This is a genomic window from Chitinimonas sp. (assembly GCF_041904975.1).
Taxonomy (GTDB): domain Bacteria; phylum Pseudomonadota; class Gammaproteobacteria; order Burkholderiales; family Chitinimonadaceae; genus Chitinimonas.
On sequence record NZ_JAYRLZ010000133.1, the window covers coordinates 1 to 11,481 of the forward strand.

Genomic DNA, 11,481 nt, shown 5'->3' on the forward strand with positions numbered 1-11,481 from the left:
CCAAGTCGGCGGCTCGGGAACTCGGCCCTGCGGGCCTCAAACACCCCTCGCCTTCTCCCGACTTGGCCTGCGATGCTCGGCGCCACCGAGGGCAGAGGGGCGCTCCGTGGGAAGCGCAGGAGGTTATCAAGCGCCGTAGGGCGGCCTGTGGCCGCCTCGCTTTTTGTGGGAGCGGCTTCAGCCGCGATGGCGGGCGCAGCCCGCCACAGTCGTCGCATACACACAGCACCAGCTACGGAGAGCCCCATCCCCGTCGGCCTCGCCGAGCACCGCAGCAGCTTGCGGGGCAGTCCGGGACAGCAGGTTTGAGCCTGGATGCAGCCAAGGCGAGTTCTGGCCCGACCGCAGCCGGCTGTAGCTTGGAAACCCTTGCCAGCAGCGGCACTGCGACAATATGTCGCAGGGGCGAAAGCCTGATGACAGCTAAAATGCGCGCCGATTGCCAGGGGTAGTACCGATCCGGTCTCCCCGGCCAAACCTGTCCAGCCATCATCAAGGAAAACCGCATGATCGTCCGTCACACAGCCATCGCTCTCGCCCTGCTCTCTGCCGCTTGCGGCAGTGCCATGGCCCATACCGTGGTGCAGACCCAGGTCACCGAAGGCGCCACCACCTACAACAATCTGGTGATCGGCCACGGCTGCACCCTGGCCGATGGCAGCAAGCAGCCGGTGATTGCGCAAAGCGTGGTGTTCCCGACCATCAAGCCGACCGCCGCCGTCACCGCCGGCGCTTGGGCCGGCCCCGATGATGTGTTCTCCATCACCAGCCTGGCTGGCGTTGGCAAGCTGGTGCAAAGCCGCGATATTTTCGCCAAGCAAAGCAGCAAGCTCGACGCCAAGGGCAATGTGATCGGCTTTACCAGCCTCGATGGCAGCCTCGATACCAGCATGACCGGCCTGGTGCCATTTCGTACCGCCGGCATCAGCTTCAAGCCCAATGCCTGCGCTACCAAGCTGATCGTAAAGCTGGCGGTGGCCGATATCTGCCAGAAAAACGGCGCGCGCAATCTGTGGATTCCGGCCCTGACGCCGAAATTCAACGATCCGAAGGTGGACGGCATTGGCGCGGCACCAAGCCTGATCTTCAATCGCGATCTGGTCAAAAATCCGCTGCCGGCCAGCTGTGGCACCGGCTACGAGCTGACCCTGACCCCGTCGGCCGAGGATATCGATGCCAATCTGCCGATTCCTGGCTATCTCGACTGATCGCTGCTCAGCGCAGCAAGTTGTATAGAATGCCGCCCGATCAGGGGCGGCATTTGCTCATTTTGTCTCGCCCTCGCCCACTGGATGCCCGATGAAAGCCCTGCTCCGCACAACCCTCGCCGCCCTGCTGCTCAGCCCGTTTGCCGCTGCCCATACCTTTACCCTGTCGTTGGGGCCGGCTGCCGGCGCGGTCGATTACTTCGGGGTGATCTGCTCGAACGAATCCGGCGCCGATACCGACCATCTGCAGATGCAGGTGCGCACCGAAACCGTCGGCGGCCCGCTGGTCAGCGTGCAGGTACGCAAGGGCGAGGTGGTGACCAATACCACCGACCCGATCAATGGCGACGCTGAATTCTCTCAGGTCACCAATACCCCGGGCGGCAATGGCCTGTATGGCGTGACCGTTACCAAGACTGGCGCCGGCAGCGTGGTGTTTACCCTGACCGTGCACTGTCTGAACAAGGCCGGCGATATTCATACCGGCACCGATGGCGTGGTTTACCAGTATCAGCCGTGATCAGGCAGCGCCGGGGCGCCCTGGGCGCAGGCTGGGTAATTTGCGAGGACAGGGAAATGCGCAGGCTGGCAATGCGGCAGTTGCTTGAATTGGGTTGCACTGAGAACACCGGGAAAAGCCGTCGGGATTTGGCTGTTCTCCGTGCGCTCTGTGCACTCCCTGTTCTCTGTGTCCACAGGTTTGCCTTCCGGCTCCGGATGCACAGCTGGGCCACAGAGGTATCAGCCACAAAACCCGGTGTATTCACAGCTAACGCCGCGCCTACGAAAATCCGACCTCTGCGGATTGGCGCATTGATGGGCTTGGGCCTGTTGCTCAGCCTGGCCGGCTGCGCCGCACCCGCGCCGTGGCAGCGAGGCGCGCTGGCGAAGCCAGTGATGAACCCGGCCAATACCTTGCACACCGCCATGCGCGAGCACAGCTACCAAAGTCGCGAAGCTGCCTCGGGCAGCATGGGCGCCGGCGCGGCCGGCTGTGGCTGCTACTGATGCACAGCGCCGACGCCCCTGCCAACGCGAATACCGCACGCGCCTCGCTACAGGCGCTGGCGGCGGCCGCCCTGCTGCTGCCCGGCCTGGCGCCGACCGCCGCAAAGGCCGATGAGCCAGCCAGCGAATTGCAGCTAAGCCACTATCGCGAAAGCCGCCGCACGCTGATCGACCTGCCCAATAGCCTGCCGCCGCTCACCGTGGACAGCCTGCGCGGCAGCTGGCAAGCCAAGCCGCTCGATGCCTTGCAGCTGCGCTTTGAATTTGCCCAGGACAGCTGGTCCGGCGCCACTCCGATCACCACCGCACCGCTGGCCGCCCACGGCAACCGGGCTATCCGCACCGGCAGCGCCGGTCAGCTGATTACGGTGGGCGCATCGCCCTATCTGAACGGGCCAGTCACCCTGGATCGCCAGTTCACCCCGATGCAGGCCGATAGCAGCGGCAAACTGGTGGCCGACAAGCGATTGGTCCACACCCTGAGCAGCGCCTCGCCGGAAACCCGCCGCGAAGCGAGCATCAGCGGGGCGCTGAGCGAAGGCGAACGCAGCATCAAGCTGACGCTTGGCGGCTCGGACGAACCCGATTACCAGTCGCGTTACGCCAGCCTTGGCACGAGCTGGGATTTCAACCAAAAGCTCAGCCAGCTAAGCATCGCCCTGCGCTACGGCCAGGGCCGCATCGATGCAACGCTGGACCACGATGCCGCGCCCTATATCACCAAGACCGCGTTCCAAAGCCAGCTGATTCAGGACGGCAGCCAGCAGCGCCTGCACGGCCAACGCAACGATAGTGGTATCGATCTTGGGCTCTCACAGGTAATCGATGCACGCAGCACCATGCAGCTTAATCTGGCCTACAGCCGCAATAGCGGCTATCTGTCCAACCCCTACCGGGCGATGAGCGTGATCTTTGTCGATCCACGCGCCAATCCAGCCAACGCCAGCTTGCTGAGCGGCGATCTGCGAGCGCTGCTGGAGCAACGCCCCGGTCTGCGCCGGCAATGGTCGCTGGCGGCCAACTACCAGCGCTACCTGCCAGCGTGGGATGCCGCCCTGGCGCTGGGCTATCGCTACTTCCACGACGACTGGCAGATACGCGCCCATACCGTCAACGCCGAATGGCGGCAGGCGCTGGGCGAGCGGTGGACGCTGACGCCAAGCCTGCGCTATTACCGCCAGAGCGCCGCCAGCTTTTACCAGCCGTACTTGCTGTCGCAGCAGGCCTACCGACAGGTGACCATTGGCCCGGATGAGCAGGTGAGCATTCGTGAATTCAATCCGCGCCTGCTACCCGGCCAGTTCAGCAGCGACCCACGGCTGGCCGCGTTCGGCGCCATCAGCGCCGGCCTCACGCTAAGCCGTCAACTCGGCCGTGGCGCCAGCCTGCAACTGGGCGGCGAATACTACCGCCATGCCGGTGCACTGACATCGGGCGGCGAAGCCAGCTATGCCGATTACCACGCACTGAACATTCACGCCGCCCTGCAGATCGCCCTGGACGAGGCCGCGCCGGGCGAAGCGCCGCTGCCGCACCATGCGCATCAGCACACTGCCCTGCCGGCGGGGCTGCTGCCCGGCCACCTGCTGGCCCATGGCGGCGACTGGATGCTTGGCTATCGCTATAGCGACAGCTACTACCGCGGCCTGCAGCAAGCTGGCAGCAGCACCAGCGAGGCGGCCTGCGGCAACTTGCCATGCAGCAGCATGCCCAGCGCCATGACCATGCGCATGTATATGCCGCACCTGATGTGGGCAGCGAGCGATAGCCTGACCCTGATGCTGATGCCGCAGTTTGTCGATATGCGCATGGATATGCGCCGGCTAGCCGGCGCCAGCAGCGCCGACAGCCATGCCCACCGCCATGCCAGCAGCGGCGTGGGGGATACCGAGCTACATGCCTTGTTCAAACTCGGCGAGCACGACCATGCGCCCATCGTCGATCTCGGCATCAGCCTGCCCACTGGCGCTACCGATCTGCGCCAGCGGCGCAGCCATCAGCGCGATGGCGAATTGCTCGATTACGCCATGCAGCCGGGCAGCGGTACCGTCGATGTCAAACCGGCGCTGAGCTGGCAAGGCGGCGCCGGCGCCTGGTCCTGGGGCAGCCAGCTCGGCGCCACCGTGCGCCTGCAAAGCCACAACCGGCAAGGCTATGCGCTGGGCAACACGCTGGAAGCGAACCTGTGGCAGGGCGTGGCGCTGAGCGAGCGTCTGAGCCTGCAGGCGCGCGCCAGCTACCAGCAGCAAGGTGCACTGCGCGGCAGCTTCCGCGAAGCCGGCCCCATCAGCAGCAGCGCGGAAAACCCCGCCAACTACGGCGGCCGCAGCGCCGCACTGGCGCTGGGCTTCAGTGTCAATCTGCCCAACCACCAACAACTGGCCGTCGCTTGGCAGCAGCCAGTGTGGCAACGGCTCAATGGCACGCAGCTGAGCGCCGGCGGCAGTTTGCTGGCGGAGTGGCGAATGGGCCTGTAATGCAGCGCCAGCAAGGCATTCACGCCAATGCCGCTGCGCCAACTCGGGATTTTTCACACCAAGTGCATGGTGAATACCTTCGCAGCAATGTTTTGCCTACACTCACGCCCTTTCGTGTATCTAGAAGGACAACTCGGTGCTATCGAGCCGCTTGCAAAAAATCGTCCTCGGTCTTGCTTTGATCGGTTTGGCCGCAGGCCTGCCGGCCGCTGCTGGCAGTACCTGGGTGCAGACTCCCGGCATCACTCAGCCTACCGGCACCATCATCACCGATATCAATGGCAACATCTTTGCCGGAACCACCGCCGGATTGCTCAAAAGCAGCGATGGCGGCGCGTCGTGGACGACATTGAAGACCGACCTGCTGCCCAACGTGGGTGAACTTCACATCGATCGCAAAGGAAACATTTATATCGGATCCGGATCGCGCCTCTACAAAAGCAGCGATGGCGGGTCGACCTTTAGCGTGGTGTATTCCTTGCGAGATGCAAGCAGCCAGATTGCCGGCCTCACCATCGATGGCAACGATAATGTCTATGTTGGCGCTCCGAGCCTCTTCCAGAGCGAAGTGGCGAAAAGCAGCGATGGCGGCGCATCCTGGACCGGCGTCGCGATTGCGAAAGTTGATAATGGGCTAACAGTGGAAGATGCACCGATAAAAGCCCTGGCGGTCGATGCAAATGGCAAATTGATTGCCGCAACGCTACGCGGCTTATTTGTGGAAAAGGAAGGGGCACTCCTTAGCCGAGTACTGCTGACTGACCAAGGCAGCAACCTTTTCATGACATCCCTGGGTTTCGATCAGCAAGGCGCCATTTACGCGGCAGGCACATCCAGCAGCTTGTCCGGCAATCCTGCCGCCCAGAACACATCGACCCGCATCTTCAAACGAAGCAAGGATGGGCAGACCTGGTCGGACGTAGCAGGCGGACTGCCAGTGAGCAGCATTCTTGCCCTGACCATAGGCGCAGATGGCACGATCTACATCGGCACTACCGAAGGTGTTTACAGTAGCAGCAACAATGGCTCGTCCTGGGTGCTATTGAACGACGGCTTGAAGCAGGATGGGCGGATTGTCTGGGCAATGACAACTGATGCCAAGGGCACGGTCTTCGCAGCAACGCAAAAGGGCATTTTCCGGCTTGTCGCCGGCGCTAACACCTGGACCGCCACCCTGGCATTTTCAGGCGCCAGTCCCAGCCCAACCCTGACCGCAAGCCTGGCGCCAAATGCCAGCGACAGCGGTCAGAATGGCTGCAGCTTCTTCGCGGCCATGCGCAGCGACTCCAGCTGGCTGCTATATGGCGCCCAGGGCTGGACCCCGTTCAACCCAGCCAAGCCAGAGGCCTTTACCGTGGCACCACTGGCCAGCACCCAAGCGACACTGCTCTCCAATACCGCCCTGGCCGGCCTCTCCGGCACGCAGGTGTATGCCGGCTATGGCCGTGGTAACACTGCCCAGGCCTGTCTCGCAGATATGGTGCAGAACCAAATGTTTAAGCAGATGTATGTAATTCAGTAGTCGGCCCCAAAGGCAAGCCTTGCCGCAGTGCACCCACCGACGCGCTGCGGCATGTTGCCCGCGCTCGATGTCGCGCAGGGCAGATGGTGCGAACGGCTGTTATCGTGATAAGTCTTCCCCCGCCACGAGGGTGCATCATGATCGCGCGACTTGTCCTGTTCGGCCTGTTGGCCATGTGCTCACTGTTCGGCCAGGCGGCCGACAGTGCGCTGACCTTCACCACGCTGGCCGGCTCCACCGAGCCGCTTGTCAAAGGGAAAGACGGCAGCGGCAGCACTGCCGAGTTCTATTCGCCACGCGGCATTGCCATCGATAGCAGCGGCACGATGTATGTGGCCGATAGCTCCAACCATACCATCCGTCGACTCAGCGCCGACGGCACCGTGACCACCATCGCCGGCAGTGCCGGCGTAGCCAGCCGCACTGATGGCGCAGCCAGCGCCGCCCGATTCAACGAGCACTGTATATCTCCGACACCGCCAACAGCGCCATCCTCAAGATCGCATCCGGCGTGGTAGGCAATCACAGCCAATCGACACTTCTACGCCAAGAACACCCTATTCACGCAAGGCAGAAGTAAAAAATACCGATGATTCAGTCTATAGATCAATGCTAGGGACGAATACGATTCTGCGCTTAGCGTTTAACTTTGGGAGGGATATACACATATTGCTCGCCCTTTTCACGCTTACGATTGCGGCTCGACCAATCACAGCCTCCGCAGTCGCAACAACTCAGCAAATCGCCAAGCGAGTATAATTGACATGCGTCGAAACTTGGGGCGTCACAAGGCAAATCACAGCTCAAATCGCAGAATCCTTGCTGCGCATGAAGGAAGCGATCACTCGGCCTAGCACAACGCCGGTAAGCAAGGCCACACAAATAGGTACGGCGCCTAAGAATCATAAGACCCGCAATAACGCCATATCTACGCACAGCCCTAAAACCCAAAGCCGAGCAACTGCCTCGCCCGGTGTGGATCCGGTAGGCGCAGGAAAAACCCTTGTGTGGCGACAGGTAGCGTTGGTATGCAACTATCGCAGCAAGTATAAGTCTTCGCATATCCCCCCAAGGGCTATAGGTCTATTAAGTGGGCTACTAATCCAGATACGAATAATGCGCGCCCACCACAGTCTTATTCCTTGCCTCGATATTGCACATATGCCTGGAAAGCGGCGTAGCCCCAGTAAATACGACAGGTAATAGCTTATGTTCGTACTCATTCCGCCCCAAACGCCACTTTAAATATCGTTGTACTGCGCCTGCGGCGACGGCCCGTGCGATCACCTGTTCGGCTGAGCTATTGATATGAACACTCGCACAAAAATCGTTCGCTCTCTTATGGGCATACTGCTCGGCAAAGTAGCAATAAACCATGATGACCATGCCAAGCGCGCTCACCGTTATGCCAAGCTGAATGACAGCAGTAATCAGATAACGAAAATTCATTGAAATATCAGCACCGTGGCGGATACTTTGCCAGCTTCCGCTGCAAAGTCCGCCTATGCATATTCAGCTGGCGGGCGGTTTCCGAGATATTGCCGGCGTTTTCCAGCAGCACTCGCTGGATATGCTCCCACTCCAGCCTGTCGACACTTTGCGGCTGGCTGGCGACCGGGAGCGCCGGGTTGCCTTCGCGCTGGGCGAAGGCCTTGACGATGCTGTCGGCATCGGCCGGCTTGGCCAGATAGTGAATGGCGCCAAGCTTGATCGCCTCGACTGCGGTGGCCACGCTGGCGTAGCCGGTCAGCACCACGATGCGGGTCTGGGCGTCGAGCGCCAGCAAGCGCGGGATCAGGGTCAGGCCGGAATCGCCGGGCATGTTCAAATCGATCAAGGCATATTCGGGCGGCTCGGCCTCGGCCAGTAGCAGCGCCTCAGCGGCGCTATGCGCCAAGCGCACCGCAAACTGGCGGCGCGCCAGGGCCCGCGCCAGTACCCGGCAGTGATCCTGGTCATCGTCCACCAGCAACAGGCTGGCCAATTCCTCACTCATTGCTTACTCCTCGCCGGCAAACGCGGCAGGCTGATGCGGGTCTGCAAACCGCCTTGCGGTCTGGCAAAAAACTGCAAGCTGCCGCCCAGCCGCTCGATGGCTGCCTTGGCCAGAAACAGTCCAAGGCCGCGCCCATCGCCTGCCTTGGTACTGAAAAACGCCGCGCTGATCTGGCTGGCCGCCAGCCCTTGCAGGCCGCTGCCGGCATCGAGCACATCGATATGCACCTGCTGCTCATCCCAGTCCAGCTGCAGCGCCACCGCCTCGGGCGAAGCGTCGGCGGCGTTGTTCAAAATGCTGATCAGCGCCTGGCTCAGGCTATGGTCTACCGCCACCTCGGGCGCCGGCCCGGCTGGCGCGGCGGCACGGCTAAAGCCTGCAAGGGGTCGCATCAGCTGCCAGTGCTGCACCACCTCATCGACCAGCGCCAGTAGCGACTGTGGCCGGCAGCCGTCGATACGGCCCTGCCCCGCCTCATCCAGCAGCTTGCTGATAATGCGCTTGCAGCTCTCCACCTGGGCGCGCAGCAGCTGCAAATCGTCGCGCAATGCTGCATCAGCGGCGTATTGCTCGGCCATTTCGCTGGTAAGGATGGCCATGGTACCGAGCGGCGTGCCCAGCTCATGGGCGGCGCCCGCCGCCATGGTGCCCAAGGCCAGAATGCGCTCGTCCTGCAACAGGGTTTCGCGGGCGTGGGCCAGAAAGCGGTCGCGCTCGCGGATGCGCACCACAAACAAGGCGACGATCAGGGCGCTGAGCAAAAAGGTCAGCCACATGCCGACGATATGCAGCCGCATCATGGTGCCGTGGTTTTCGCTCAGGCTAGGCAGCGGCACATAGTAGGCCAGCTGCAGGCTGTAGCCGGCAATGCACACGGCGGTAATCGCCCAGCTGAAGCGGCGCGGCAGCAGTACGGCCGCCATGGTGATCGGCACCAGGTAGAAGGCGGCAAACGGATTGGTGGGGCCGCCGCTGAAATACATCAGGCCGGTAAAGGCCAGCGCATCGAGCAGGATCTGGCCGAACACCTCCCGGTCACCGAGCTGGCCGAAGCGGCGCAGCCTTAGCCAGGTTATGCCATTGGCCAGCGCCATCAGGGCGATGATCGCCAACAAGGGCAACAGCGGTAGCGCCAGCTCCAGATAGCGGTAAGCCACCAGCACCGCCAGCAGCTGGCCGGTGATGGCGATATTGCGCAGCCAGAACAGGCGGTGCAGATTGACAGTGGGTGCGCTGATGGAAATAGGATGCGGGATCATGCAGATGTTTCAATAGCTTCAGGCTGCGCAATCAGCGCCAGCTTGGCCTCGCGCGGCAGTTGTTTGATTTGCCATTCGCGGCGCGAGGCGCTGGCGCGGTCGCTGTAAGGCTCAAACCAGGCCAGGCTGACCGGCAGGCGTGCGCGGGTATAGCGGCCACCGCGCCCGGCATTATGCGTGACAATGCGCGCCGCCAGATCATTGCTGATACCGCAATACAGGCTGCCATCGCCGCAGTGCAGCAGATACACACACCAGGCCTTGGGCACTTGTTCAGAAGATGCCACACGCCACCCCGCTGGCCAGCGCCAATCCCAGTTGGCGGGCGGTATCCAGCTCCGCGTCGCCCGACTCCCCCTGCAATAGCCAAGGCTTGGCCACCGGCTTGAACGGATAGCCACGCACAATGCGCTCCACCGAGCTGATCGCCCCGCGGCCGTCATTGCCGGCCACTACCATCAGGGCATAGGGCAACCCTTCCACCTTGCCCTGCGCCGGGTAGAAGGTGCGATCGAAAAAGTCTTTCAGCGCACCGGCCATATAGCCGAATTTCTCCGGGGTGATCAGCAAGAGCGCATCGGCCGCCAGCAAGTCATCGATGCCGGCTTGCAGCGCGTGCAACAGAACGCTGCGCACCGCCGCCTCAGCCTGCGCACCCGCGAGAGCCGCCTGCGCCAGTCGCGCACTGCGGCCAGAGGCGGTTTCGCCTGCCTGCACGATCAGCAATTGTTTGAGTGATTCCGCCACGGCATACCAGTGCGCCATCAAGAATGCGCATGCTATCCGCTGTCGCCGGCCGGCTGCCACTACAATCTGGGCACGCCTTCACCGCCTGCCAGCCATGTTCCATACCGTTGCCCAGCTACGCCAGATCGAACAGCTCGCCCTCGCCCGCCAGCTTCCCTTGATGCAGCGCGCCGGCGCGGCCGCTGCCGACTGTATCGCCGCACAGGGCGCCGGGCCGGTTCTGCTGCTGGTCGGGCCGGGCAATAACGGCGGCGACGCCTTGGTGGCGGCGCGGCTATTGCAATCGCGTGGCATTGCCGTGGCGGTGCTGATGCCGGGCGACACAGACCAGCTGCCAGCCGATGCGGCTGCCGCCTATCGCGACTGGTTGGCGGTCGGCGGCACCATCCACAAGGTTTGGCCAGCCGGACCATGGACCATGCTGGTCGATGGCTTGTTCGGCATCGGACTCAACCGACCGCTGCAACCTTACTGGCAAGCCATTATCGACCAGGCCAATGCGCAGGCCTTGCCCACCCTGGCGCTGGACGTGCCAAGCGGCATCCACGCCGATACCGGCGCTGCGCTGGGCCGGCCGATCCGTGCCGACTGGACGCTGAGCTTTATCGGCACCGCGCGCGGCTTGCTCACCGGGGCGGCGTGCAATGTGGTCGGCCAGCGCCTGCTGGCAAGGCTCGACGTACCGGAGGAACTGCTCGCCAACGGGGAGCTAGCCAGCTGCGCCACCATCTCGGCGGAGATGCAGCTCGATCGACCCAGCGACTCCCACAAGGGCCGCTTCGGCACGCTGGCCATCATCGGCGGCGCCGCTGGCATGGTCGGCGCGGCGCTGCTGGCCGGTCGCGCTGCCTTGCATGCCGGCGCCGGCAAGGTATACGCCGGCCTGCTGGACCCGCAGGGCCCCAGTGTCGACTTTGCCCGGCCGGAACTGATGTTGCGGCCAGCCACGGCCGAGCTGATGGATCAGGCCAGCACCATTGCTATCGGACCGGGACTGGGCGTTTCGGCCGAGGCCCGCCGCCTGCTGCGCCATGCGCTTGCCAGCTCCCAGCCACTGCTGCTTGATGCAGATGCACTGAACCTGATTGCCGAGGACGCGGCCTTGCGGCAGACGCTTGCGATCCGCCCTGCGGTGACGATTCTGACCCCGCACCCGAGCGAGGCCGCCCGCTTGCTGGCCTGCAGTACCGCCGCCATCCAGGCCGATCGCTATGGCGCCGCCCGCCAACTGGCCAGCCTGTTTGCCGCCACCATTGTGCTCAAG

Annotated in this window: 13 protein-coding genes; 7 read left to right on the forward strand and 6 right to left on the reverse strand. The window is 63.0% G+C overall.

Going from position 1 to position 11,481, the window contains the following annotated elements:
- Positions 1 to 506 precede the first annotated feature (506 nt).
- The 6 genes from ACE3OH_RS13025 (at position 507) to ACE3OH_RS13050 (ending at position 6,733) form a co-directional block, all read left to right on the forward strand.
- Positions 507 to 1,208 (forward strand): hypothetical protein, encoded by a 702-nt coding sequence (locus ACE3OH_RS13025; RefSeq protein ID WP_374353327.1) that lies wholly within the window; start codon positions 507 to 509, stop codon positions 1,206 to 1,208.
- Between the two features lie 91 nt (positions 1,209 to 1,299).
- Positions 1,300 to 1,728, forward strand: a complete 429-nt coding sequence (locus ACE3OH_RS13030) for a hypothetical protein (RefSeq protein WP_374353333.1) — start codon at positions 1,300 to 1,302, stop codon at positions 1,726 to 1,728.
- Positions 1,729 to 2,024: 296 nt separating this feature from the next.
- Positions 2,025 to 2,216 (forward strand): DUF4266 domain-containing protein, encoded by a 192-nt coding sequence (locus ACE3OH_RS13035; protein WP_374353366.1) that lies wholly within the window; start codon positions 2,025 to 2,027, stop codon positions 2,214 to 2,216.
- Positions 2,216 to 4,693, forward strand: a complete 2,478-nt coding sequence (locus ACE3OH_RS13040) for a DUF3570 domain-containing protein (RefSeq protein ID WP_374353336.1) — start codon at positions 2,216 to 2,218, stop codon at positions 4,691 to 4,693. The genes ACE3OH_RS13035 and ACE3OH_RS13040 overlap by 1 nt, the downstream gene beginning before the upstream one ends.
- Before the next feature lie 151 nt (positions 4,694 to 4,844).
- Entirely contained in the window at positions 4,845 to 6,215 is a 1,371-nt protein-coding gene (locus tag ACE3OH_RS13045; protein WP_374353339.1) for a hypothetical protein, read from the forward strand.
- Positions 6,216 to 6,352: 137 nt separating this feature from the next.
- Positions 6,353 to 6,733 (forward strand): hypothetical protein, encoded by a 381-nt coding sequence (locus ACE3OH_RS13050; RefSeq protein WP_374353342.1) that lies wholly within the window; start codon positions 6,353 to 6,355, stop codon positions 6,731 to 6,733.
- Between the two features lie 118 nt (positions 6,734 to 6,851).
- On the opposite strand, the gene yidD is transcribed toward ACE3OH_RS13050, so the two are convergent.
- Genes yidD through ACE3OH_RS13080 form a run of 6 tightly spaced genes read right to left on the reverse strand, consistent with a single transcriptional unit; the run spans position 6,852 to position 10,235 of the window.
- On the reverse strand, positions 6,852 to 7,277 hold the full coding sequence (yidD, locus tag ACE3OH_RS13055) for a membrane protein insertion efficiency factor YidD (RefSeq protein ID WP_374353345.1): 426 nt from the start codon (positions 7,275 to 7,277) through the stop codon (positions 6,852 to 6,854).
- Positions 7,278 to 7,313: 36 nt separating this feature from the next.
- Positions 7,314 to 7,664 carry a hypothetical protein gene (locus ACE3OH_RS13060; RefSeq protein WP_374353348.1) on the reverse strand — a complete coding sequence of 117 codons (351 nt, stop codon included), beginning with the start codon at positions 7,662 to 7,664 and terminating at the stop codon, positions 7,314 to 7,316.
- 7 nt (positions 7,665 to 7,671) lie between these two features.
- Positions 7,672 to 8,211 carry a response regulator transcription factor gene (locus ACE3OH_RS13065; RefSeq protein ID WP_374353351.1) on the reverse strand — a complete coding sequence of 180 codons (540 nt, stop codon included), beginning with the start codon at positions 8,209 to 8,211 and terminating at the stop codon, positions 7,672 to 7,674.
- Positions 8,208 to 9,470 (reverse strand): ATP-binding protein, encoded by a 1,263-nt coding sequence (locus ACE3OH_RS13070; protein ID WP_374353354.1) that lies wholly within the window; start codon positions 9,468 to 9,470, stop codon positions 8,208 to 8,210. Before ACE3OH_RS13070 ends, ACE3OH_RS13065 begins: the two co-directional genes overlap by 4 nt.
- On the reverse strand, positions 9,467 to 9,757 hold the full coding sequence (locus tag ACE3OH_RS13075) for a GIY-YIG nuclease family protein (RefSeq protein ID WP_374353357.1): 291 nt from the start codon (positions 9,755 to 9,757) through the stop codon (positions 9,467 to 9,469). Before ACE3OH_RS13075 ends, ACE3OH_RS13070 begins: the two co-directional genes overlap by 4 nt.
- The gene (locus ACE3OH_RS13080) at positions 9,744 to 10,235 is read right to left on the reverse strand and encodes an NAD(P)H-dependent oxidoreductase (protein WP_374353360.1); all 492 of its coding nucleotides are present in this window, start codon (positions 10,233 to 10,235) and stop codon (positions 9,744 to 9,746) included. The genes ACE3OH_RS13075 and ACE3OH_RS13080 overlap by 14 nt, the downstream gene beginning before the upstream one ends.
- Before the next feature lie 76 nt (positions 10,236 to 10,311).
- Here ACE3OH_RS13080 and ACE3OH_RS13085 point away from each other — a divergent pair.
- Positions 10,312 to 11,481: NAD(P)H-hydrate epimerase (locus ACE3OH_RS13085; protein ID WP_374353364.1), on the forward strand; the 1,170-nt coding region annotated here is incomplete at its 3' end.